This window comes from Arthrobacter sp. AFG20 (assembly GCF_002892795.1).
GTDB lineage: Bacteria > Actinomycetota > Actinomycetes > Actinomycetales > Micrococcaceae > Arthrobacter.
In genome coordinates, this window is sequence record NZ_PJMC01000018.1 from 12,942 (window position 1) to 36,559 (window position 23,618).

A 23,618-nucleotide genomic window follows, 5' to 3' on the forward strand; every position below is an offset into this window, starting at 1 on the left:
TGATAAAAGGGTCTCTGGCGGCCCCCGGCGAAGACGACGAGAATGGGTTTCGTGCCCCAACTTCGCGCCGGGACGGACAGCGAGGCGATGAACCCGGCGGCCCGCAAGGTGCAGCGCATCTACCTGACGCTGACACTCGGCAATACGCTTGCGGCGTCGTTCATCTGGGGCATCAACACGCTCTTCCTGCTCGACGCCGGGCTCAGCAACCTCGAAGCCTTTGCCGCGAACGCCTTCTTCACCGCCGGTATGGTGCTGTTCGAGGTGCCCACGGGTGTGGTGGCCGACGGCTGGGGGCGCCGTGTGTCGTTCCTGCTTGGCACCGCCACCCTGTCCATCTCGACGCTCCTCTACTACCTGCTGTGGCAGCTTTCCGCGCCCTTCTGGGCGTGGGCAGTGGTTTCCGTGCTGCTCGGTTTGGGCTTCACTTTCTTCTCCGGCGCCGTGGAGGCGTGGCTCGTGGATGCGCTGCACTTCTCCGGCTACGACGGTGCGCTGGAGACGGTATTCGGGCGCGGCCAGGTGGTGTCCGGCACCGCCATGCTCATCGGGTCGGTGGCAGGCGGCGTCATTGCCCAGGCCACCGACCTCGGTGTGCCGTTCCTGCTGCGGGTGGGCGTGCTGCTGGCCATGTTCGGGGTGGCCCTGTGGCTCATGCACGACGTCGGCTTCACCCCCGAACGCTCCGCGCGTCCCATTGAGGCGACCCGCGCTGTCCTTTCAGCGTCCATCGAGAACGGCCTGAAAAATCCGCCCGTGCGTTACGTGATGCTGTCCGCGCCGTTCACGTCCGGCGTCGGGATCTATGTCTTCTACGCCCTGCAGCCGTACCTGCTTGAGCTGTTCGGCGACCGCAGCGCGTATGCCATCGCAGGTTTGGCCGCAGCCATCGTGGCAGGGGCCGAGGTCCTCGGCGGCTGGCTGGCGCCGCGCTTCCGGCGGCTGGTCCGCAAACGCACCACGGTGCTGATCCTCAGCGGGGCCGGGAGTGCGCTGATCCTGGTGGCGCTCGGCTTCACCCGTGAGTTCTGGGTGGCCCTGGTGCTGCTGGCCGTCTGGGCGCTGGTGGCGGAGGTCGGGACCCCGGTGGGGCAGGCCTACCTCAACGACATGATCGACTCCAGGCAGCGGGCGACGGTGCTCAGCTTCGCCTCCCTCATGGGCTCAAGCGGCGGCGTGGTGGTGCAGCCCGTGCTCGGCCGGACCGCCGATGTGTACGGCTATCCGGCTTCGGTGGCGTTCAGCGGCGCCATCCAGTTGCTCGCCGTGCCGTTCCTGTATGCCAGCCGCCGGCAGCGCGCCGCGGCAGATGAAGCACACGGCCGATGAATGTTTAAGCCGTTGAGTGTCCTTCCACTGCGGAGTAGCGTGACAGTACCGTCACCCGCACGACCCCGACCCGGGAGCGACCATGCCACACCTAAAAAGCCGAGTAGCAGCCGTCACCACGGCCCTGGCAATGAGCGTGACGGCGGGCGCCGTCACCACTCCCGCGTTTGCTGATGAGCGGGTAACCGAAAAGACCGCGACGGCCACCGGATATGGCGGCGCGGTGAGCACCGTGGACCCGGAGGCTTCGGCCGCGGCCATTGACATCCTCCGCAGGGGAGGCAACGCTGCGGACGCCGCGGTCGCCGCTGCGGCCACCCTCGGCGTGACGGAGCCGTACAGTGCCGGGGTCGGCGGCGGCGGGTACTTCCTCTTCTACAGCGCACGCACCGGCCGGGTGAGCACCATCGATGGCCGTGAGACGGCACCCGCGGCCATGCCGCACGACGCCTTCATCGACCCCGCTACCATTACCCCGAAAAACCCGGCGGGCAAGCCCTACAACTTCACTCCCGAGCTCGTCACCAGTGGCGTGTCGGTGGGTGTGCCCGGCACGCCGGCCACGTGGGAGCGAGCGCTTGACCGGTGGGGAACCAAGGACCTGGACGACGTCCTCGAGCCGGCCATCGAGGTTGCGGACCGTGGCTTCGTGGTGGACGGCACCTTCCGCCAGCAGACCCTCGACAACAAGCTCCGCTTCCAGGCGTTCACCTCAACCAGCAAGCTCTTCCTCCCCGGCGGTGACGCACCCGCCGTCGGCAGTATTTTCAAAAACCCCGACCTTGCGGCGACCTACCGGCTGCTCGCGGACAAGGGAACACGCGGCTTCTACCACGGGGCGCTCGCGAAGGAGATAGCGTCGACCGTCCAGGCTCCGCCCAAGACCAAGACCACAAAGCTGCCTGTTCCTGTAGGCCACCTGACAACGGCGGACCTCGCCAAGTACCGCGCGCTGAACCAGTCCCCTACCCACGTGGAATACCGTGGCTTCGACGTCTACGGCATGGCCCCCTCAAGCAGCGGCGGCACCACCGTGGGCGAGGCGCTGAACATCCTCGAGCCGTTCAACCTTTCCGGCATGTCCAGGCCCGGCGCGCTGCACCACTACCTCGAGGCCAGCGCGCTCGCCTTCGCTGACCGCGGCAAGTACGTGGGCGACCCCGCGTTCGTCGATGTCCCCACCAACGCCCTGACGGATCCCCTGTTCGGCAAGGAACGCTCCTGCAAGATTGATCCGAAGCATGCGGCCATGAAGCCGGTGGCCCCCGGTGACGTGGCAAATTACGACGGCGCGTGCCCGGCCGCCGCGGCGGCCCCCGCCAGCGAGAAGGACACTGAGAACATCTCCACCACCAACATGACCGTCGCGGACAAGTGGGGCAACGTCGTCGAGTACACCCTCACCATCGAGCAGACCGGCGGGTCCGGCATCGTGGTGCCTGGCCGCGGATTCCTGCTGAACAACGAGCTGACCGACTTCTCCACTGTGTACGACCCGAAGGACCCGAACCGGATTGAGCCCGGCAAGCGGCCCCGGTCGTCGATGTCGCCGACCATCATCCTCGAGGACGGCGAGCCGTTCCTGGCCCTCGGCTCGCCCGGCGGCTCGACGATCATCACCACCGTCCTGCAGACCATCCTGAACAGGGTGGACCTGGGGATGAACATCTCCGCTGCCATCGCGGCTCCGCGGGCGGCGCAGCGGAACGCGGCCAAGGTTACGGCCGAGCCGGCGTTCATAAAGACGTATGAAAGCCAGCTGAAGCCGTTCGGCCACGAGTTCACCCCGTCCGGTGACGCGTTCACTTCGGCAGCGGAGATCGGCGCGGCCACGGCCATCGAGTTCAAGTCCGGTGGCCGCATGGTCGCCGCGGCCGAGCCGGTCAGGCGGGGAGGAGGCTCCGCCATGGTGGTTAAGCCTGCAAGGTGAGACCCGTCGTCGTTCTTGGGATGCCTAGCCCCTGCCCAAGGCGAGCCGTCAAGGAAGGCTGTCGCCAGGGCCCGGCAGTAGCTGCCCGTTCCGGATCTGCGACCGCCCGAACTCCACCGTGAGGGGACGGATTTCCCAGGCGTCGCTTCGTTCCCGCGAACGGCCTCCCCCTGGGCGGCCCTGCCCTGAATGCCCCTGTGGCTTCGGCTTGCCCACGGCAACGTGGGGGCGCCACCGCGGATACCTGTAGCCCAGGGCGCGGGAACTGAGGATGAAGTCATCGGGGTTGTCCACCAGCAGGTCATCCAGCAGCTCATGGAGGGCCACAACAAGCGAGACCTGGAAGTCCCGCACGCCCGGGGGCACCTCGACCTCGAGCCCGGAGACCCTACCGCCGCCCAGCAGAACCAGTCGTTCGGCGGTTCCGGAGAAGCCCTCCAACACGGGCAGCGCGCGTAGCCAGTCTGCAGTCTTGACGACGGCCGCGGCAGGATCCGTCGCGCCCTTGGTCCATTCAGCAACGTCGGCCGCGAAATCCTCCAGGATGCCGATGTGGAGCAGGGTCATGTGCAGGCCCTGCGGCCTGCGCAGCCCGTCCGCGTAGACGGCGAGCTGTTCGTAGTCCGCGGGTTTGGTGCCGACGGCGAGCACCGGAACCTCAACTGTGATGCGCGGAAGCCGCAACATGCGAACCTCCTTGTCCCTGGCCGCCGTCGGAATTCTTCGCCTGTGGATCATGCCATTATGCGCTTCTTCGGGCTTGCCCAAGTTTTTCCAACGTTCGGCTTCCGCTCCGTTGCCCGGCCTTTGCGACGAAAGGAGCCAGGAGGTGACCGGGGCCGAGTGCCCCCGTCGCAAGAGTCATCGGTCACTGCGGGATGGCGGTGCTGCCCGGAGGCTTTTGGCTCAGCTGTGTGCCCATCTGGGTGGCAGCACAGGGGGTTCTCAGGGTTGGGAACGCCCTGTGCTGCCACCTGGATTTCGTTCCCGGGTGGATCTAAAGACTTTTTCGATTCGACCAGCATGTGGTGCCCTTTGCACCCTTTAATGTCGGTGCCCCCTGTCATGCTGTGGGTATGGATAACGCAGCAGTTGCGGAGACGTTGGAGGCCATCGGTGCCTCCGCTCTTTCACTCGCTGCTGAGCTCCGCAGGGCGGGCGATCCGCGCCCGGACGGCGTGGATCTGCTGCCGGATCAGGCGGATGCGCTGGGGGATCAAGCGGATGCGTGCCTGGACGGTCTGGCCGGGGTGGCCAGGATGGAGGCGCAGCTGGCGGCCGTGAAGGTGAACCTGGCCGCCGGATTCGCCGCGGCGGAGGAGGCCATGACTCCGCCCAACGCGCCTGTGCAGGACCGCACCGTCCGGCGGATGTCCGTGACTGCTGAGGTTGCTGGCGCGCTGACCGTGAGTGAGGGGTCGGCGGCACGACTTCTGTCCGAAGGGGCTGTGTTGCGTACGGATCTGCCGTTGACGCTGGCCGCGCTCGGGGCGGGAATGCTGTCGTGGCAGCACGCGAAAATCATGTGCGATGAGACCGACGGGCTGGCACCGGAAGTGGCGGCGGCGTTTGAGGCGCATTTCCTGGACCCGGACGCGCCGAACCCGGCTCGGGGTTGCCGGGCGGGGGAGCTGACACCGGGCAGGTTCCGGGCCAAGGCACGGTATTGGCGGGAACGGCATCACCCGGTCAGTATCGAAACCCGGCACGCCAAGAGTGTGAAGGACCGGCGGCTGGAGTATGTCCCGGACAGGGACGGCATGGCCTGGCTGTCGGCGTACCTGCCGGCGGACCAGGCTGCCGGGATCTGGGACCGGACCACCGCCGCCGCCCGTGCCATGCAGGGTCCGACCGAATCCCGGACGCTGACGCAGTTGCGGGTCGATGCCGCCGCCACGTGGATGCTGGGCCCATCTCAGCGGGTTGACGGCGCGCCTGTGGACCCGACCGCAGCCCTTCCCGCAGTTTCCCTGACCGCAGACTCCGTGCTGGCCGATGAGGTGCCAGCCGGTGGTGTGCCGTCCCCGGCGGCGCAGGTCCTGGTCACGGTTCCGGCGTTCTCGCTGCTGGGCCTGACGGAAGAACCGGCCACGCTGGACGGTTACGGTCCGATCCCGCCGTCCATGGGCCGCCGGCTGGTAGCCGACGGCGCCACGTCGTTCCTGCGGGTGCTGACCGACCCGCGGGACGGTGCACCGTTGGAGATCGGACGCACCAGCTACCGATTGACGAAGCCGATGCGCCAATGGCTGCGGCTCCGCGACGCGAAATGCACGTTCCCGAACTGCAACAACCACTCCCTGGACAACGACGCCGACCACATACTCGCCTGGGCCGACGGCGGCGGAACCGGCGTCACCAATCTTGGCCAGCCCTGCCCGAAACATCACCGACTGAAACACACCACGGCGTGGAGACCGGTCGGCGCGACCCGTGACGCGCCGCCGGGCTGGATTTCACCGTCGGGCCGGTCCTACCCGGCCGAATATCAGGACTGGGAACCACCCAGCTGGCCCGAACCGGCACCCGGCCAGGATTGCCCGGAGCCGCAGGACTGGCTGGAGCAGCTGGACAGACCCGAAGACCTGGATCCACCGCTGCCTTTGGATCCCGGGCCCTACTGGTCCTCACCGGCGGCTGCCTGAGGGCGCATCTCCATTCCGGTGCCTGTTCTTGATTCCGGTGTAGGCACCGGAATGCCTGAAGTGCTGAACCCATGGCGCCCGTCGGTGATCAGGAGCGGGACCAGCGGTATTCATTCTCAGGGCGGCCCGGAGCTCCGTACCGTGCCGTTCGGGAGACCGTTCCGGCGTCGGCAAGGTACTCGAGGTAGCGCCTCGCCGTGACCCTCGACATCCCCAAGGCCGTCATGACTTCGGTGGCCGAGACGGCCCCGGGCTGTTCCTTCATGAAGTCGCGGACGGCGTCGAGCGTTGAAGGGGCCAGGCCCTTTGGCAGCGGCAGCTCGGACGGCGCCCGCAGGCTGGCAAAGGCCTGGTCCACATCGCTCTGCGATGCGGCTGCCTTCGCTGACCCCGCTACCGGTCCTGCCAGCTGCTCACGGAACTGCCGGTAGCTCTCCAGCTTGTCCGCGAACGTCGCGTAGGTGAACGGCTTGATGAGGTACTGCACGACGCCGATGGAGACGGCGCTGCGGACAATCGCCAGTTCCCGAACGGCTGTGATTGCGATGATGTCCGCGAAGTGCCCGGCGGAGCGCATCCGCCGGGCGATGTCGAGGCCATGCAGGTCCGGCAGGTTCATGTCCAGCAGAACCAGCTCCACCGGGCTGCCAGCGGCGGAGAACTCAGTGAGCATCCGGAGCGCCGACTGGCCGTCCGGGGCCGTTCCGGCCAGCGTGAAGCCGTCCACCCTGCCCACGTAGGCGGCGTGTGCCGCAGCCGCTACGGGCTCGTCCTCGACGACGAGGACTCGGATGTCTGTCACGCGTGCTCCTCCGGGGGGCTCGATGCGGCCGTGCTCGATGCGGCCGTGCTGGACGGGAATGTGCTGGACGGCGACGTGCTTGGTGGAAAGGTGTCTGGGAGCAATGTGTCCGAAGCGATCGTGGCCGGAAGCGCGATGTGGAAGCGTGCCCCGCCGGTGCTCGAGTTGCTGATGCTCATGGTACCGGCCAGGCGCTGGACGGCTTGTTTCACCAGTGCCAGGCCGAGGCCCCGCCCGAAGGGCCCGGCCGTCTTGGTGCTGAAACCGTAGCGGAATACGTCGTCCACAGCTGTTGGGTCAATGCCTTTGCCCGAATCTTGCACGGTGATGTCCAGGCTCCCGCCCGCCGTGTCCACCAGCAGCTCCACCCGCCTTGGTCCGGGGGCCTCGGCGGCAGCGTCGATGGCATTGTCCAGCAGATTGCCAAGGACCGTGACCAGGTCCTGGACGGCCAACTCTCCGCTGAGGGCCGGCCCGGACGCCTCGACCACCAGCTCGACGCCGCGCTCGTGGGCCTCGGCTGCCTTGCCCATGACCAGTGCGCTAAGCACCGGCTCCTGGACTGACCCGACCACGTCGTCCGTCAGTTGCTGGCTCAGCTCCAGGTCCTTCGTGGCAAAGTCGAGGGCCTCATCAGTCCGGCCGAGCTCAAGCAGGGAGACCATGGTGTGAAGGCGGTTTGCGTGCTCGTGGGTCTGCGCACGGAGGGCATCTGAGAGCGTCCGCATGCTCTCAAGCTCGGTGCCCAGGGATTCGATCTCCGTGCGGTCGCGGATGGTGGCGACGGTGCCGAACACCGGGCCGCGCTGCCGGCCGGCGGAGGACCCCGGCCCCACTGCCGGGCGCTGGTTAACCACCAGCACGCCGTCACGGGTGAGGTGGATTTCGTCGTGGGCCGTGCGCCCCGATTCAAAAAGCTCCTTCAGACTGGGTGCCAGGGGCAGGTCGGCGACCTGCGGCGTGGCCGCGTGGTCGTCCTCCGCTTCCCGCGGCTCCAGCCCCAGCAGTTCGGCCGCCTGGTCGTTGTAGATGACCACCCTTCCGGCCGGGTCGATCAGTACAACACCTTCCCGGACCGAGTGCAGCACCGATTCGTAGTAGGCGAAGAGCTGGGCCAGCTGCTCGGGACCCCACCCCCTGGTCACGCGCCGGAGGTAGCGGCCAAGAAACCACGACGCTAGCGATCCTCCCGCGAGCAGGAAGCCGGAGACGGCGAGCAGCGCCGGCAGCCTTCCAGACACCGCCACGTCCACCGTATTGACGGTCACGCCGGCCGCCACAAGCGCGCGGACCCCACCGCGGGCGTCCTTCACCGGGGCGATCGTCCGCACCGACGGACCCAGCGTTCCGGCGGTGATCTCGGTGAACACGCGGCCCTCGAGAGCCTGTTCGATCGAGCCGATGTACGGGCGGCCCAGCTCCTCGTCCAAGGGGTGGGTCCACCGCGTCCGGTCCGGCGCCATGATCGTGATGAAGTCGGCCCCCGAGTCGGCCATGACCTTCAGCGCGTAGGGCTGCAGCTGCGCCGAGGGGTTCCCCGTGCCGGCGGCCTGCAGAACAAGTGGGTTGTCGGCGATGGACGTCGCCAAAGCCCCCATCCGGCGGCCGGCCTCCTCGTACGCATGGTCCCGGGCGTCCACGAAGACGGCCGTCCCGACGATGGCCGTCAGGGCCAGCATGAACAGCAGGTTCGCCACGAACAGCCGCCTCGCGATGCTCCAGCGGTGGATCATCAACACCTCCCATGACCAATATGAACGCAACGGTGAGCCAAGTCACTCTGTGGCGAATGATGGAAATCACAAGGACCGACGCGCGGAGCCCAGAGATTGTGCCGAAGCGTCTTCCAGATTATCCATAAGGAGAGACAAGATGGCTTCTCAACGAGGAGAGTCGGCAGCGCCGGCCAAAGCCGAGCGTAAGGGACTCGACAAGTCCCATTACCTGTACATCGCGGTTATCGCCGCGGTCATCCTCGGCGCTCTGGTGGGACTGCTGTTCCCCGAGGTCGGAAAATCACTCAAACCCCTCGGTGACGGCTTCATCAAGCTGATCAAGATGATGATCGCCCCGGTCATTTTCTGCACCATCGTGCTGGGCATCGGCTCCATCGCCAAGGCGGCCACCGTTGGCAAGGTCGGCGGTCTGGCCCTGGGCTACTTCGTCGTGATGTCCACCTTCGCGCTGGCGATCGGCCTCGTCGTCGGCAACATCATCCACCCGGGCGAAGGCCTGAAGCTCACGCCGTACGACCCCAACAAGAAGGCGGCCACAGACAGCACCGTAGACTTCCTGCTGGGCATCATCCCCGGCGACATTCCGGTGCTTCCCACCCTGCTCGCCGCCATCCTCGTTGGCTTCGCGCTGCAGAAGATGGGTCCCTCGGGCGCACCGATCCTGAAGGCCATCGGCCACGGCCAGGCCCTGGTCTTCCGCATCCTGATCATGATCATGTGGCTTGCCCCGGTGGGTGCCTTCGGTGCCATCGCCGCGGTGGTCGGCGCCACCGGCTTCCAGGCCATCGTGAGCATGTTCACGCTGATGATCGCGTTCTACATCACCTGTGCGCTGTTCATCGTCGTTATCCTCGGCGGCCTGCTGCAGGTTGTCACCGGCGTGAACATCTTCAAGCTGATGAAGTACCTGGCCCGCGAATACCTGCTGATCTTCTCGACGTCGTCCTCCGAAGCCGCACTGCCCCGCCTCATCGCCAAGATGGAGCACCTGGGTGTCTCCAAGCCGGTTGTCGGCGTAACGGTTCCCACCGGTTACTCCTTCAACCTGGACGGCACGGCCATCTACCTGACCATGGCGTCGCTCTTCGTGGCCAACGCGATGGGCACCCCGCTGGACCTCGGCGCGCAGATCTCCCTGCTGGTCTTCATGATCATCGCCTCCAAGGGCGCAGCCGGTGTCACCGGTGCGGGCCTGGCCACGCTGGCCGCCGGCCTGCAGGCTCACAAGCCCGAGCTGCTGGGCGGCGTCGGCATGATCGTGGGCATCGACCGCTTCATGTCCGAGGCCCGTGCACTGACCAACTTCACCGGCAACGCCGTCGCTACCCTGCTGATCGGCACGTGGGTCAAGGAGGTCGACGGCGAACAGGTCAACCGGGTGCTGTCCGGCGAGGAACCGTTCGACGAGCAGACCATGGTGGCCCACCACCACGGCGTGGTGGAGACCCCCGCACCCGCCATGCCGGCCAAGGCCTAAGGCCCGGCGCCAGTACAGCCATAATGAAACCGCCCGCACAGGCCCTGCCTGTGCGGGCGGTTTCATTGCCCGCCAAAAGCCAACCTTCGACCTCAGGTACAAGGTAAAGGCTCAAACGCCATCAAAAGTCAAGGTCCACGGAATGCCGTGTCGGGCGCTGTAGCCTTGGGGTGGAAGAAGCAGGGGCGCTGGCAGACAGCGGCAGAAAAATCACCGTCATCGAAAGTGTGGATAGATACGTGAGCAGCGAACAGGGTTCAGCAACTCTGGAAGGCACGGAACTCGACCTGGAAGACGCCGTCATGGGTCCCACAGGCCGCCCCCACCGCGAATTTCCGGAGCCCGCGCCGCTGTCCTCCCATGGACCGGCCCGCGTCATAGCCATGGTTAACCAGAAGGGCGGGGTGGGCAAGACCACCTCCACCATCAACCTTGCCGCAGCGCTGGCCGAATACGGCCGACGCGTGCTCCTGGTCGACTTCGACCCGCAGGGCGCACTGTCCGCCGGCCTCGGCGTCAACCCCCACGAACTCGATCTGACCGTCTACAACGTCCTGATGGACCGCAAGATCGACATCCGCGAGGCCATCCACCAGACCGGCGTGGAGAACGTGGACCTGCTGCCGGCCAACATCGACCTCTCCGCGGCTGAAGTGCAGCTGGTCAACGAGGTAGCCCGCGAGCAGGTCCTCGACCGTGCGCTGAAGAAGGTCGAGGACGACTACGACGTCGTGCTCATCGACTGCCAGCCTTCCCTCGGCCTGCTCACCGTCAACGCCCTGACCGCGGCCCACGGTGTGATCATTCCGCTCATCTGCGAATTCTTTGCCCTGCGCGCGGTGGCCCTGCTGGTCGAAACCATCGACAAGGTCCAGGACCGGCTCAACCCGCGGCTGCAGGTGGACGGCGTGTTGGCCACCATGTACGACGCCCGCACGCTGCACAGCCGTGAAGTCATCAGCCGCCTGGTGGAAGCCTTCGGTGACAAAGTCTTCGAAACCGTCATCAAGCGTTCCATCAAGTTCGCCGACGCCACCGTGGCCGCCGAGCCCATCACGAGCTACGCCGGAAACCACGTGGGTGCCGACGCCTACCGCCGCCTCGCCAAGGAACTGATTTCGCGCGGCGGCGCGCCCTAGCCCGGATGACCGCAGAGCCGGCAACGCCCGCCGCCGAGGCCAGGCGGTCCGGCTTCGAAGTGCGCCTGGCCAACTTCAGCGGCCCCTTCGACCTCCTGCTGGGACTGATCTCCAAACACCAGCTGGACATCACCGAAGTGGCCCTTGCCACGGTCACCGACGAGTTCATCCGGTACATCCGGAACCTCCAGGAGCTGGGAGAGGAGTGGGCCCTTGATGAGGCCAGTGAGTTCCTCGTCATCGCGGCCACGCTGCTGGACCTGAAGGCAGCGCGCCTGCTCCCCGCCGGTGAAGTGGAGGACGACGACGACATCGCCCTTCTCGAGGCACGTGACCTGCTCTTTGCCCGGCTGCTGCAGTACAAGGCCTTCAAGAAGGTTGCCGCGCTGATGGACGCCACCCTGGAACTGGAGTCCCGGCGCTATCCGCGGCAGGTGGCCCTCGAGGAACACTTCGCAGCGATGCTGCCGGAGCTCGTCTGGAAGCACAGCCCCGCTCAGTTCGCGGCACTGGCAGAGGCAGCGCTCACGCCAAAGGACCCCGCACCGACAGCGGTGGGAGTGGCCCACCTGCACGGCAGCACGGTCAGCGTCAAGGAACAGGCTGAACTCATCGGCCTGCGGCTGCAGGACGGCCGGCCCCTGACATTCCGTGCACTGATAGCCGACGCCGAATCCACGCTGGTTGTGGTGGCACGCTTCCTGGCTCTGCTGGAGCTGTTCAGGGACCAGGTGGTGGCCTTCGACCAGATGGCGCCGTTGGGAGACCTGACTGTGCGCTGGACCGTAGATGGCACCGGATGGACGGGGGAGCACCTGAGCGAGGAATACGAGGAGCAGCAATGACGGATCCAGTTGCGGGCCGGGAACGCGCCGCACTTGAGGCGGTGCTGATGGTGTTGGACGAGCCCACCTCTGCCACTGACCTTGCCGCCGGGCTGAACCTGACGGTGGCCGCCGTCGAGGCGCTGCTGCTGGATCTGCAGCGCGACTATGACGGCTATACTGTTAAAGCCCCGGATTTGGAAACTGGCAGTAATGGACCTAAGCATGACGTCGCTTCCAGCCCCCGGGGTTTTGAATTGCGGAATGTCGCCGGCGGCTGGCGCATCTACTCACGGGCTGAATTCTCCGACGTCGTCGGTGCTTTCGTCCTGGAGGGGCAGACAGCCAGGCTGACCCAGGCGGCGCTTGAGACACTTGCCGTCATCGCTTACCGGCAGCCGGTATCCAGGGCAAGGGTGTCTGCAATTCGGGGAGTCAACGTTGACTCTGTTGTGCGGACCCTGACCCAGCGCGGCTTGATCGAGGATGGCGGAACAGATCCGGAATCGGGCGCTGTCCTATACCGCACGACGTCGTATTTCCTTGAACGCATGGGAATCGGCTCGGTGGCTGAGTTGCCTCAGCTTTCACCGCACCTTCCGGGGCTTGAAGGAATTGAAGAGTTTTACGACGCCGGAAGAATGTAGGCGGCAGGCCTGCGAAAGCAGTTTTTACCAGAGCAGATTTTATCTGCACGGCTGGCTAGTGTTGTCCTTGGACAACCTTTGCCGGTCAAAATCACAGAGGACGGGTCATGACACAGGCGGGACGCCAGGGTTCACCACGTAACAGCTCCGGACGTAAAGGTCCGGATCGCAACGCTCCGCGCGGCGCGGCTCAAGGCCGCGGCGCGGGCGCCGGGAAGCGTGACTTCCCCAAGGGCGGCGAACGCCCCTTCGGCGACCGCACCTACAAGGGCAAGCCCCGCGAGGAGCGCTTCGTCGATCCCGACGAGGCACCCGCCGGCCGGCGGCCCGGCAGTGACTGGAAGGGGGGCGCCAAGGCCCCCGCAGCCAGGACAGGTGCACCCAGGACAGGTGCACCCAAGACCGGGGCACGCAAGGCCGATGCCCGGAAGCCCGGCGCGAACAGGGCCCCAGGCACCCCAGGTGCACTGAAGCCAAAGTCAGGCGCCCCCAAGGCCGCGGGTTCGCGCGCCTTCGGCAGCGAACGCTTCGGCCAGAACCTGGGGCCGGTCCGCCGCCCCTCCCGCGCCCGCGGTCCCCGCGCCGAGGTGCCGCAGTCGGAAGTCCACGACGCCGACGGCGTCCGCCTGCAGAAGGTCATGGCCTCCGCCGGCGTCGCCTCCCGCCGCGTCTGCGAAGAGATGATCGCCGAGGGCCGCGTCGAGGTCGACGGCAAGGTCGTCACCGAGCTCGGTGTACGCGTCGATCCCAAGACCGCCGTCATTCACGTGGACGGCCTGCGCATCCAGCTCGATGACACGCTGGTCTACATGGTGTTCAACAAGCCCAAGGGCGTGGTGTCCACCATGGAGGACCCCGAAGGCCGGCCGTGTATCAGCGACTACATCCGCAACAACCAGGGCGAACGGCTCTTCCACGTCGGGCGCCTTGACGTCGCCACCGAGGGCCTACTGCTGCTGACCAACGACGGAGAGCTGGCCAACCGGCTGACCCACCCGTCCTACGAGGTCCCCAAGACCTACCTGGTCCAGGTCCGCGGGCCGTTCCCGCAGGGTATCGGCTCACAGCTCAAGGACGGCATCGAACTCGAGGACGGCTTCGCCTCGGTCGACTCCTTCCGCCTGGTCGACTCGACCCCGGGCCATGTCCTGATCGAAGTGGTGCTGCACTCCGGCAAAAACCGCATTGTCCGGCGCCTGTTCGACGCCGTCGGTTTCCCGGTATTGCGCCTGGTGCGCGTCAAGGTTGGCCCCATCGGCCTGGGCGACCAGCGCCAGGGAAGCATCCGCAACCTCGGCAGGCAGGAAGTCGGCCACCTGCTGGCATCCGTGGGGCTGTAAGGGATGTCGGCTTTCCGTACGCACGGCCGCGGACACCTGAATGGCCCGGTCGTCGTTATCGGCACGGGCCTGCTCGGCACCAGCATCGGCCTCGGCCTGCGCGGCCGCGGTGTTGCCGTGTACCTGTCCGATCCGTCGCCGACCAACCAGGCAGTCGCCGTCGACATCGGCGCAGGTGTCCCCTTGGCTGCCATGGGCGACGAACGTCCTGAACTCGTTGTCGTCGCGTCGCCGCCGGACGTGACCGCGGACGTTGTGGAACGTGCGCTGGCAGACTACCCGGACGCCACCGTCGTCGACATCGCCAGCGTCAAGGCAGCGATCCTGCATGACCTGCGGAGCCGCGGCGCGGACCTCAGCCGCTATGTTGGCACCCATCCCATGGCAGGACGCGAGAAGTCCGGGCCGGTCGCAGCCCGCGGCGAGCTTTTCACCTCCATGCCGTGGGTCATGTGCCCGACCGAGGAATCCTCGGCCGGGGCGGTCCAGGCTGCACGGGCGCTGGCCACCGACCTGGGTGGCCTGGTTTCGCAGTTCACGGCCGAAGAACATGACGGGGCCGTGGCCCTGGTCTCCCACCTGCCGCAGGTGATGTCCTCGCTGCTGGCCAGCCGGCTGCAGGACACTCCGATGCATGCCCTTTCCCTCGCCGGGAACGGGCTCCGTGACACCACCCGCATCGCAGCCAGCGACCCTACACTGTGGGTCCAGATCCTGGGAGCGAATGCCCGAAAGGTGGTGGAGATCCTCTACGGTGTGCGCGAAGACCTCAACCGGCTGATCGGGACACTGGAAGACCCCGCGGCCGCCGGGGCCCGACTTGACCTGGCCCAGCTGATGAGCGAAGGCAATGCCGGGCAGGCCAGGATTCCGGGTAAACACGGCGGACCGCCGCAGGCCTATTCCTGGCTCACGGTGCTTGTCGACGACCGGCCCGGCCAGATCGCCAGGCTGCTGACCGAGATCGGTGAGATTGGCGTCAACCTCGAAGACCTCCGGCTGGACCACTCCTCCGGACAGAACGTGGGCATGGTGGAGATCTCGGTGCTGCCCAGCGCGCATGACCTACTTGTAGAAGCACTAAGCGACCGTGGATGGCGGGTACTTCAGTAATGACACAGGAACTGATCGAAACTCTGCCTGCCCTCCGGCTCGGCCGGCCGCTGGTTGTGGCCATTGACGGGCCATCAGGCTCGGGGAAGTCCAGCGTCAGCAAGGAAGTGGCACGCCGCCTGAACCTCGCCTACCTGGACACCGGTGCCATGTACCGGGCCCTCACCTGGTACTGCCTTGACCGCGGAACGGACCTTGCCGACGCCACCGCCGTCGAACTGGCAGCCGAAGAACTGCCGCTGGACATCAGCACCAGCCCGCACTCAGAGTTTGTGCGGGTCGGGGGCGCCGACGTCACCGACGCCATCAGGGAACCGGGCATCTCCTCGGCCGTCAGCGCCGTCGCCACCACGCTCGGTGCCCGGACCGAACTCATCCGCCGCCAGCGCGCCCTGATCGAAAAGCACAACCGCCGCATGGTGGTGGAGGGCCGGGACATCACCACCGTCGTCGTGCCAGGTGCACAGGTGCGCATGCTCCTGACCGCCAGCGAGGAAGCCCGGCTCCGCCGCCGCGGTATCCAGCTCGGCGGGACGCAAAGCGCCGAGCAACTGGCTGCCCAGGTGACCCAGCGGGACGCGAAGGACTCCACGGTGGTGAACTTCACCCAGGCGGCGGACGGCGTGGTGACGCTGGATTCGTCCGACCTGGATTTCGAGGAAACCGTGGTTGCCGCGCTCCGCATCGTCACCAAGGTCATCAACCATGAGTGAGTCCGCCAGGATGCTCCGGACCGAGACGCCGGGGACTGTCGTTCCCGGCGCTGTTGCTCCCGGTATGTGGACCATGGCGTGGAGCCGGCCCGTCGGCCGGTTCCTGAACAACGCCGTCTACCGCACGTCCGTCACCGGCCGCTCCAACGTTCCGGCCGCGGGGCCGGTGATTTTCGCCGGAAACCACATCAGCTTCCTCGACGGACCCGTCATGTTCGGCGCCTCGCCCCGGCCCATGCACATCCTCGTTAAGAAGGAGATGTTCAAGGGCTTCCTCGGCCGAGTACTGAAGGCCTCGGGCCAGCTTCCGGCTGACCGTGCGGGGGACCGGTCGGTCCTGCAGCTCAGCAAGGACGTGCTCGACGCAGGCCGCTGCATCGGCATCCTGCCCGAGGGCACCCGGGGCAGCGGCACGGCAACCGGCATCAGCAACGGGGTGGCATGGCTTGCCCTGAATTCGGACGCCGTCGTGGTGCCCGTGGCCATCCTGGGCACGCGTCAGGGCGGCGAACACCTGGACAGCATCCCCAAACCCGGCCGCCGGCTGCACGTCAGCTTCGGTAACCCACTCACCGTTGGCCGCCGTCCGGATGAAACCGGCCGTGCTTCAATGGACAGGGCGGCTACGGAAATCCGGGACACTCTGGCCGCGCACGTCCGGAACGCCGTCCGGCGCAGCGGGATGTCCTTGCCCTCCGCGGATCATCCGCACCAACGTTCCACCGCAGTAGCCGGACCGCCGGCAGACCATCACTAAGGAAAAGTGTAATGAGCGATACGACTCAAACTTCCGGCCACTCCGGCGCCGGCGAAGACGAATACACGCCCACCGGCACGGACCAGGTGGCGGAACACCTGGCGGCCCTGGACGACGACGAGGCGGAGCTTCGCGCCGCCTCCCTCCGCGCCGGACTGGACGACTACGAACTCGACGAAGACGACGCCGCGCTCCTCAGCGGCCTGCACGACGAGGAAGATCTCGAGGGTCCGCTTAAGCTCGACCCCGTGCTCGCCATCATCGGCCGCCCAAACGTTGGCAAGTCCACCCTCGTCAACCGCATCCTGGGCCGCCGCGAGGCGGTCGTGGAGGACACCCCGGGCGTGACGCGCGACCGCGTGATGTACTCGGCGAACTGGAACGGGCGGAACTTCACGCTGGTGGATACCGGCGGCTGGGAACACGATGCCCGCGGTATCCATGCCCGGGTGGCGGAGCAGGCTGAAATGGCAGTGGAGCTGGCTGACGCAGTGCTGTTCGTCGTTGACTCGGCAGTGGGCGCAACCGCTACGGACGAGGCCGTAGTGAAGATGCTCCGCCGGAGCAAGAAGCCTGTCATCCTCGTGGCCAACAAGGTGGACGACTTTGTGCAGGAAGCCGACTCCGCAGTCCTGTGGGGCCTGGGCTTCGGCGAGCCGTACCCCGTCTCCGCGCTGCACGGCCGAGGCGTCGCTGACTTGCTGGACCACGTCATGGACACCCTGCCGGAGTTCTCCACCGTTGAGGGCATCGAACGCTCCGGTGGCCCGCGCCGGATCGCCCTGATCGGACGCCCCAACGTCGGCAAGTCCTCCCTCCTGAACAAGCTTGCCGGCTCCGAGCGCGTGGTGGTGGACAACACTGCCGGCACCACCCGCGACCCGGTCGACGAATTCATCGAGCTCGGCGGCCAAACCTGGCGTTTCGTGGACACCGCCGGCATCCGCCGGCGCCAGCACATGGCGCAGGGCGCCGACTTCTATGCCTCCCTCCGGACCCAGAGCGCGCTGGAAAAGGCGGAGGTCGCCGTCGTTCTTCTCGCTGTTGATGAGGTGCTCAGCGAGCAGGACGTCCGCATCCTGCAGCTGGCCATTGAGTCGGGGCGTGCCCTGGTGCTCGCTTTCAACAAGTGGGACCTTCTGGACGACGAACGGCGCCGGTACCTGGAACGCGAAATCGAGCAGGACCTGGCGCACGTGGAGTGGGCGCCGCGCGTCAACATCTCCGCCAAGACGGGCTGGCATAAGGACCGCCTGGTGCCGGCGCTGGAGCTGGCGCTGGAAAACTGGGACCGGCGAATTCCCACCGGACGGCTCAACGCCTTCCTGGGCGAGCTGGTGGCGGCGCATCCGCACCCGGTCCGCGGCGGCAAGCAGCCCCGCATCCTGTTCGGCACGCAGGCTTCCAGCCGGCCGCCGAAGTTCGTCCTGTTCACCACGGGATTCCTGGACCCGGGCTACCGCCGGTTCATCACCCGCCGCCTGCGGGAAACCTTCGGCTTCGAGGGAACGCCCATCGAAGTCAGCATGCGGGTGCGTGAAAAGCGCGGCAAGAAGCGTTAATTACGACACACCGGGCGGCGAATACCGGAAAGTGTCACTGGCACCCGCCGGAATCGTGTAAGCTCTTCTAGGTGGTTCGGCCGGACTGCTTAGGTGAATTTCTTCGGAAGATTCATCTGGCGGAGAACGGCGGAACTGACGGGCTGTAGCGCAGCTTGGTAGCGCACTTGACTGGGGGTCAAGGGGTCGCAGGTTCAAATCCTGTCAGCCCGACCGCATGAAAATCCCGCCAACCCAACAGGGTTGGCGGGATTTTCTGTTGCCCGGAATTCTGCGCTTTTTTTGCAAAAGCACGTACTACTTGAGGAATCGTGCTACTTGAGGAAGCGGGACGTTCTGCGGTCGGCCAGGATCTTGCCGCCGGTCTGGCAGGTTGGGCAATACTGCAGTGCAGTATCCGCGAAGGACACCTCCCGGACCGTGTCTCCGCATACCGGGCAGGACTGGCCGGCGCGGCCATGCACATTCATGCCGCTCCGTTTCGCATCCTTGAGGTCCGCGGGCGCCTTTCCCTGGGCCTGGGCCACTGCGGCTCCCAGCACGGTGTGGATGGAGTCGAACAGGATCCCGACCTTCGCCGGTTCCAAGGAATTGGCCATGGCGAACGGGGAAATCTTCGCTGCGTGCAGGATTTCGTCGCTGTACGCGTTTCCGATGCCGGCAATGACACTCTGGCTGCGCAGCACGCCCTTGATCTGGTGCGCGTGCCCGGCAAGGATTTCGGCGAACATCTCCCGGCTGAAGGCCGGGGCCAGCGGATCCGGCCCGAGGTCTGCGATGCCGGGAACGTCGCCGGGCTTTGACACCACGTAGATTGCCAGGCCCTTCTTGGTGCCGGCCTCGGTCAGGTCGATGCCCACCTTCCTGCCGTCGCCCCCGGCAAGGTGCAGGCGGGCCGCGATGGGACCCTTGCCGGGACGGAGCGGATCGGGCGAGGGGTTTTCGGTGTAACGGACCCAGCCTGCCCTGGCGAGATGGAAGACGAAATAGAGGCCGTCCGCGTCGATGCTGACGAACTTCCCGAACCGCTCCACTCCGGTGACGGTCCGGCCCGCGAGGGCCGTGTAGGGCGGGTCGGCCGTCTTGAGGACCGCCACCGACAGAATCTGCAGCTTCTCCAGCACCGCGCCGCGAAGCCGTGCGTCGAGGAACGTGCTCAGTGCGGCCACCTCGGGTAGTTCCGGCATGGCACCACTTTGCCACACGGGGTGCCGGATTGGGCGATTCGCGCAGGCATAACGGCTCATCCGGCGGCCAGGGAGTTGTGCATATACTTTCAACCGGTGGCTGTTCCCTACGCCTCCGTTGACATTGGTGATTGACCCGATGAAAGGCCCCTGATGAGCAACATTCCCTCTGATCTGTCCTACACCGCCGAACACGAATGGGTGACCGCACCGAACGCCGATGGTGTGGTCCGCGTGGGGATCACCGACTTCGCACAGGACGCCCTCGGGGATGTCGTCTACGCCCAGATGCCCGAAGTTGGCACCACTGTTAAGGCAAACGACGTCGTCGGCGAGGTTGAGTCCACCAAAAGCGTCAGTGACATTTATGCGCCTGTCTCCGGCGAGATCGTAGCCCGCAACGAGGCACTCGAGGGCGATTCCGCGCTCATCAACTCCGATCCGTACGGGGATGGCTGGCTCATTGAAGTCAAGCTGGCCGAACCTGATGCAGTGGATTCCCTGCTCAGTGCATCGGAGTACGAACAACAGGTAGGCTAAAGCTAACCGGTCCCGCTGCCCGGCCACCGGAGTCCAGCCATGGAGTCCTGCGGCCGGACGGCGGGCGGCATATCGGAGCTGCCAGGCGGCTCCGGACGGTACGCGTTGATTGCAGGGGGACATCTGCAACGAATGAGGAGGAATCCATGGTCGGCGAACAGAACCACACCAGCGGCGATTACGGCACAGGTGCGGGCAGGGCCTCGGAAACCACCTCGATCAACCTCACTCCGGTTCATGACGAGCCGACGATTGTACCCAAGCTCTCCCCGGAGGAACGCTCAGCCGTCGAGGCACTGCCCTCCGGCTCCGCGCTGCTCGTGGCCCACAGCGGGCCGAACTCGGGTGCCCGTTTCCTCCTTGACTCCGATGTCACCACGGCCGGGCGGCACCCGGATGCTGACATTTTCCTCGACGACGTGACGGTCTCCCGCCGCCACGTCGAGTTCCGGCGCACACCGCGGAGCTTCGAGGTGGTGGACACCGGAAGCCTGAACGGCACCTATGTCAACCATGACCGCGTGGACAGCGTGGAACTGAGGTCCGGAAACGAAGTCCAGATTGGCAAGTTCCGCCTCACCTTCTACCTGAGCCCTGCCCGCGCAGCAGGACGCGTCTGATTCGGAGCGGCTGCCTGTGGCAATGGCACAACCGGAGCGCCGGGGACCACTGGTCCTGAACATCGGGGAAGTTCTCGCTCAGTTGAGCGACGACTTTCCGAGCATGACGGCGTCGAAAATCAGGTTCCTTGAGGAAAAAGGGCTCATCAACCCGCGGCGTACGCCCGCGGGTTACCGGCAGTACTCGGAAAGCGACGTCGAACGGCTGCGCTTCGTCCTGTCGCTTCAGCGCGACCAGTATCTGCCGCTCAAGGTCATCAAGGACTACCTCGACGCCATCGACCGGGGCGAGCGGCCCGAGAACCTCCCGCCCGGGGTCACTGTGTCCCCGCGGATCGTCTCGGACGAGCTCGCCGCGGAACTGCAGAACAAGGCGCGCCGGCTCAGCGAGGAGCAGCTGCGCGCGGAGTCGGGGGCCAGCGTGCCGCTTCTGCAGTCCCTCCTCAGCTTCGGCCTCATCGGTCACACCGACGGCAAATTCGACGAGCACGCCCTCCAAGTGGCCCGTGCCTGCGTCCAGCTGGAGAGCCACGGCCTGGAGCCCCGGCACCTCCGCCCCTTCCAGGCTGCCGCGGAGCGCGAGTTCGGACTCGTGGAACGCGCCGTGGCCACCCTGACCTCACGCAGAGACGCTGCGTCACAGGCTCGCGCCGCCGAAGCCGCGAGGGAAATCAGCGACCTCTGCCTTACCCTGCACCGGGCCCTTGTCCAGGACCGTATCTCGCGGATGGAAATCTGATGATCGAAGTCGAGATTGTGGGCGTTCGCATCGAATTGCCCTCAAACCAGCCCCTGGTCCTGCTCCGCGAGATGCACGGAGAACGGCACGTTCCCATCTGGATCGGGACGCCCGAGGCAAGTGCCATCGCGCTGGCACAGCAGGGCGTGGTGCCGCCGCGGCCCATGACCCACGACCTGCTCGTGGACGTGGTGGAGACGCTTGGCCATTCCGTGGTTAGCGTGAATATCGTGGCCGTGGAGGACAACATCTTTTACGGCCAGCTGCAGTTCGATAACGGGGCCACTGTGAGCTCCAGGGCATCCGACGCCCTGGCCATCGCCCTGCGCGCCAAATGCCGGATCTGGTGCGCTGACTCCGTCATGGACGAGGCCGGCGTGCGCATCACCGAGCACGACGAGGGCGAGGACACAGAGCCCGGGCCCCCCACCGTGGAGGAAGAGCGCGAGCTGCGCAGGTTCCGGGAATTCCTCGACGACGTCGAGCCCGAGGATTTCGACGGCTAAGGTCACGTTAAGGTTAAAGTTAAGGCTGAAACTTTCGACACGCCCCACCAATCATGCGAACGTCTTTGACCTTGGGCCATGGCAGGCCTAACGTCGAAGGTACCAAGTTCCCATTGCATACGACAGCGGCGCAAGTCACACTGGAAAGTGCTACTCCGGCCGAATTACAAGCATGAATTTCATCCGGACTTCATGCGCGTAGCAGCTGTTGCGGCAACTTCCCCAGGGGAGCTCATGACAAGGAGGATCCACGTGAGTCCGAAAGGCGAAGCAGGCGAGTTGAAGCAACCCTCGACGGCCGGCATTGCCGTGCCCGCAAGCGGTGCTCAGGGCCTTCTCTTCACGGAGGATCTCCCGGTTCTGGATGAGGACGCCGGCTACCGCGGCCCCACGGCCTGCAAGGCCGCCGGCATCACGTACCGGCAGCTCGACTACTGGGCCCGCACCGGCCTGGTAGAGCCCGCAGTCCGTGGCGCAGCCGGCTCCGGTTCCCAGCGGCTCTATGGTTTCCGCGACATCCTGGTCCTGAAAGTCGTCAAGCGGCTGCTGGACACCGGCGTATCGCTGCAGCAGATCCGCAGCGCGGTGGAGCACCTACGTGAACGCGGTGTCGAGGACCTTGCCCAGATTACCCTCATGAGCGATGGCGCCAGCGTCTACGAATGCACCTCCGCGGACGAGGTCATCGATCTCGTGCAGGGCGGCCAGGGCGTGTTCGGCATCGCCGTGGGCCGGGTGTGGCGCGAAGTCGAGGGGAGCCTCGCCTCGCTGCCCAGCGAGCACGCCGGCGAACAAACGTTCCCGGACGACGAACTCAGCAAGCGCCGCGCGGCGCGCAAGATCGGCTAGCGGCGCCAGCCTTGAGATTGTGCAGAAGGCCGCCTCCCGTCGGGGAGGCGGCCTTCTGCGTTCGGCAGTGCCTCGGGGAACCGGGGCTGCTCCTACCGTGCGCTTCGGCTGCGGCTGGTCTTGTTGGTAGCCAGAAGATTTCCCAGCAGCATGTCGTAGAGCCCGGCCGCGGTCTTGGCCGAGTCCCCGGGCCAGTGGTGGACGGAATGGGCCGCACCCTGAATCTGCTGCCAGTTGGCCTGCTCGGGGATGTGCGGAGCCAGCAGGAGGTCTCCGAACATTGTCTGCATCTCGGCAAGGCGGAAAGCGTGCTCGGAGGACCCGGAGCGAACGCGGTTGGCCACGATGCCGACGGGGGACAGGTTCGGCGCGAATTCCTGCCGGAACAGCTGGATGGCCCGCATGGTGCGTTCAGTGCCGGCCACGGAGAAGAGCCCGGGCTCGGCCACCAGGGCAACCTTGTTGCTTGCCGACCAGGCCATGCGGGTGAGGCCGTTCAGGGACGGCGGGCAGTCCACCAGGACGAGTTCATACGCGTCTGCGCCGGAGAGCACCGCGGACAGCCTGCGCAGATCGCGCTTGCCAAGGTCCGGACGGTCGTAAATTCCGGTGTACGCGGATCCGACGGCGACGTCGAGGACCGCTGGGCCGGAACCGTTGACGGGCGCCCGGCTGGTCCAGCCGCTGGGCACGACGTTCTCCGCAAGTTTGGCCTTGCGTGGATTCTTCAGCATCCGGCCGATGTCCAGCTTGTCGCTGGGCTGCACGCCGAGGGCTGTGCTTGCGTCGGCATGGGGATCGAGGTCCACTACGAGGGTTGGGATGCCTGCGGCCAGTGCCGCAGAGGCCAGTCCGGTGGTAACGGATGTCTTGCCGACACCGCCCTTGAGGCTGCTGATGCTGACTACTTGCACTTGAGAGACCAATACCTAACGCCGGTTGCCGTGTTGGGGTACGTTCCGTTCCGGTGCTGCCGGAACCGGGGCAGGCTTCCGCCGCCCCATTCATCATATGTTGACCTCGGCCCGAATCCCTTCTTCTGCGCATCCGGGCATGCCTCCCCGGCCGGCCCGGCCGGCGTCGTCCTTGGGTATTGGCAACGGCGACCGAACGGCGACAGTCGGGCGGCAGCAAAAAGCAGCTGCAAATACGGGCCGGCAGTG

The 23,618-nt window shown here is 66.2% G+C and carries 22 protein-coding genes and 1 tRNA gene; 18 read left to right on the forward strand and 5 right to left on the reverse strand.

The window, feature by feature from the left end; translation table 11 throughout:
• Nucleotides 1–87 precede the first annotated feature (87 nt).
• Both CXZ05_RS18195 and ggt read left to right on the forward strand, forming a co-directional pair.
• Nucleotides 88–1,329, forward strand: a complete 1,242-nt coding sequence (locus tag CXZ05_RS18195; RefSeq protein WP_102973930.1) for an MFS transporter — start codon at nucleotides 88–90, stop codon at nucleotides 1,327–1,329.
• Nucleotides 1,330–1,411: 82 nt separating this feature from the next.
• Nucleotides 1,412–3,259, forward strand: a complete 1,848-nt coding sequence (gene ggt, locus CXZ05_RS18200) for a gamma-glutamyltransferase (RefSeq protein WP_102973931.1) — start codon at nucleotides 1,412–1,414, stop codon at nucleotides 3,257–3,259.
• A gap of 48 nt (nucleotides 3,260–3,307) precedes the next feature.
• Here the strand turns inward: ggt and CXZ05_RS18205 are convergent, their stop codons facing one another.
• Complete coding sequence (locus tag CXZ05_RS18205) at nucleotides 3,308–3,946, reverse strand: hypothetical protein (protein ID WP_102973932.1); 639 nt, start codon at nucleotides 3,944–3,946, stop codon at nucleotides 3,308–3,310.
• A 389-nt stretch (nucleotides 3,947–4,335) separates the two neighbouring features.
• Between CXZ05_RS18205 and CXZ05_RS18210 the strand changes: the two genes are divergently transcribed.
• On the forward strand, nucleotides 4,336–5,904 hold the full coding sequence (locus CXZ05_RS18210; RefSeq protein WP_102973933.1) for an HNH endonuclease signature motif containing protein: 1,569 nt from the start codon (nucleotides 4,336–4,338) through the stop codon (nucleotides 5,902–5,904).
• An 88-nt stretch (nucleotides 5,905–5,992) separates the two neighbouring features.
• On the opposite strand, the gene CXZ05_RS18215 is transcribed toward CXZ05_RS18210, so the two are convergent.
• Nucleotides 5,993–6,706, reverse strand: coding sequence for a response regulator (locus CXZ05_RS18215; RefSeq protein WP_102973934.1), 714 nt, complete (start codon nucleotides 6,704–6,706; stop codon nucleotides 5,993–5,995).
• A complete protein-coding gene (locus tag CXZ05_RS18220) occupies nucleotides 6,703–8,439 on the reverse strand; it encodes a sensor histidine kinase (protein WP_102973935.1) in 1,737 nt (578 codons plus the stop codon). The genes CXZ05_RS18215 and CXZ05_RS18220 overlap by 4 nt, the downstream gene beginning before the upstream one ends.
• A 139-nt stretch (nucleotides 8,440–8,578) precedes the next feature.
• Here CXZ05_RS18220 and CXZ05_RS18225 point away from each other — a divergent pair, with 139 nt between their 5' ends.
• The 10 genes from CXZ05_RS18225 to CXZ05_RS18270 all read left to right on the forward strand — a co-directional run bounded on the left by CXZ05_RS18225 (nucleotide 8,579) and on the right by CXZ05_RS18270 (nucleotide 18,227).
• Entirely contained in the window at nucleotides 8,579–9,919 is a 1,341-nt protein-coding gene (locus CXZ05_RS18225) for a cation:dicarboxylate symporter family transporter (RefSeq protein ID WP_102973936.1), read from the forward strand.
• Between the two features lie 239 nt (nucleotides 9,920–10,158).
• A complete protein-coding gene (locus CXZ05_RS18230) occupies nucleotides 10,159–11,058 on the forward strand; it encodes a ParA family protein (RefSeq protein WP_102974002.1) in 900 nt (299 codons plus the stop codon).
• Between the two features lie 5 nt (nucleotides 11,059–11,063).
• On the forward strand, nucleotides 11,064–11,903 hold the full coding sequence (locus CXZ05_RS18235) for a ScpA family protein (protein ID WP_102973937.1): 840 nt from the start codon (nucleotides 11,064–11,066) through the stop codon (nucleotides 11,901–11,903).
• Nucleotides 11,900–12,529, forward strand: a complete 630-nt coding sequence (locus tag CXZ05_RS18240) for an SMC-Scp complex subunit ScpB (protein ID WP_102973938.1) — start codon at nucleotides 11,900–11,902, stop codon at nucleotides 12,527–12,529. Before CXZ05_RS18235 ends, CXZ05_RS18240 begins: the two co-directional genes overlap by 4 nt.
• 107 nt (nucleotides 12,530–12,636) lie before the next feature.
• Entirely contained in the window at nucleotides 12,637–13,869 is a 1,233-nt protein-coding gene (locus CXZ05_RS18245) for a pseudouridine synthase (RefSeq protein WP_102973939.1), read from the forward strand.
• Nucleotides 13,870–13,872: 3 nt separating this feature from the next.
• On the forward strand, nucleotides 13,873–14,982 hold the full coding sequence (locus CXZ05_RS18250; protein WP_102973940.1) for a prephenate dehydrogenase: 1,110 nt from the start codon (nucleotides 13,873–13,875) through the stop codon (nucleotides 14,980–14,982).
• Nucleotides 14,982–15,695 (forward strand): (d)CMP kinase, encoded by a 714-nt coding sequence (gene cmk / locus CXZ05_RS18255; RefSeq protein ID WP_102973941.1) that lies wholly within the window; start codon nucleotides 14,982–14,984, stop codon nucleotides 15,693–15,695. Before CXZ05_RS18250 ends, cmk begins: the two co-directional genes overlap by 1 nt.
• A 73-nt stretch (nucleotides 15,696–15,768) precedes the next feature.
• Nucleotides 15,769–16,452 (forward strand): 1-acyl-sn-glycerol-3-phosphate acyltransferase, encoded by a 684-nt coding sequence (locus CXZ05_RS18260; RefSeq protein WP_180987450.1) that lies wholly within the window; start codon nucleotides 15,769–15,771, stop codon nucleotides 16,450–16,452.
• Between the two features lie 11 nt (nucleotides 16,453–16,463).
• Nucleotides 16,464–18,014, forward strand: a complete 1,551-nt coding sequence (gene der, locus CXZ05_RS18265; protein WP_102973942.1) for a ribosome biogenesis GTPase Der — start codon at nucleotides 16,464–16,466, stop codon at nucleotides 18,012–18,014.
• 139 nt (nucleotides 18,015–18,153) lie between these two features.
• A tRNA-Pro gene (locus CXZ05_RS18270) sits at nucleotides 18,154–18,227 on the forward strand.
• 101 nt (nucleotides 18,228–18,328) lie between these two features.
• Here the strand turns inward: CXZ05_RS18270 and CXZ05_RS18275 are convergent.
• Nucleotides 18,329–19,201, reverse strand: a complete 873-nt coding sequence (locus tag CXZ05_RS18275) for an Fpg/Nei family DNA glycosylase (RefSeq protein ID WP_102973943.1) — start codon at nucleotides 19,199–19,201, stop codon at nucleotides 18,329–18,331.
• 153 nt (nucleotides 19,202–19,354) lie between these two features.
• Here CXZ05_RS18275 and gcvH point away from each other — a divergent pair, with 153 nt between their 5' ends.
• From gcvH to CXZ05_RS18300, 5 genes are all read left to right on the forward strand, one after another.
• A complete protein-coding gene (gcvH, locus tag CXZ05_RS18280; RefSeq protein ID WP_102973944.1) occupies nucleotides 19,355–19,741 on the forward strand; it encodes a glycine cleavage system protein GcvH in 387 nt (128 codons plus the stop codon).
• Nucleotides 19,742–19,887: 146 nt separating this feature from the next.
• Nucleotides 19,888–20,361, forward strand: a complete 474-nt coding sequence (locus CXZ05_RS18285) for an FHA domain-containing protein (RefSeq protein ID WP_102973945.1) — start codon at nucleotides 19,888–19,890, stop codon at nucleotides 20,359–20,361.
• 22 nt (nucleotides 20,362–20,383) lie between these two features.
• Entirely contained in the window at nucleotides 20,384–21,100 is a 717-nt protein-coding gene (locus CXZ05_RS18290; protein WP_102973946.1) for a MerR family transcriptional regulator, read from the forward strand.
• Nucleotides 21,100–21,606: a bifunctional nuclease family protein gene (locus CXZ05_RS18295; RefSeq protein WP_102973947.1), complete on the forward strand. Its 507-nt coding sequence runs from the start codon at nucleotides 21,100–21,102 to the stop codon at nucleotides 21,604–21,606. The genes CXZ05_RS18290 and CXZ05_RS18295 overlap by 1 nt, the downstream gene beginning before the upstream one ends.
• Nucleotides 21,607–21,858: 252 nt before the next feature.
• Nucleotides 21,859–22,455 (forward strand): MerR family transcriptional regulator, encoded by a 597-nt coding sequence (locus CXZ05_RS18300; protein WP_102973948.1) that lies wholly within the window; start codon nucleotides 21,859–21,861, stop codon nucleotides 22,453–22,455.
• Nucleotides 22,456–22,547: 92 nt separating this feature from the next.
• On the opposite strand, the gene CXZ05_RS18305 is transcribed toward CXZ05_RS18300, so the two are convergent.
• Nucleotides 22,548–23,369 carry a ParA family protein gene (locus tag CXZ05_RS18305; RefSeq protein ID WP_102973949.1) on the reverse strand — a complete coding sequence of 274 codons (822 nt, stop codon included), beginning with the start codon at nucleotides 23,367–23,369 and terminating at the stop codon, nucleotides 22,548–22,550.
• Nucleotides 23,370–23,618: the final 249 nt, after the last annotated feature.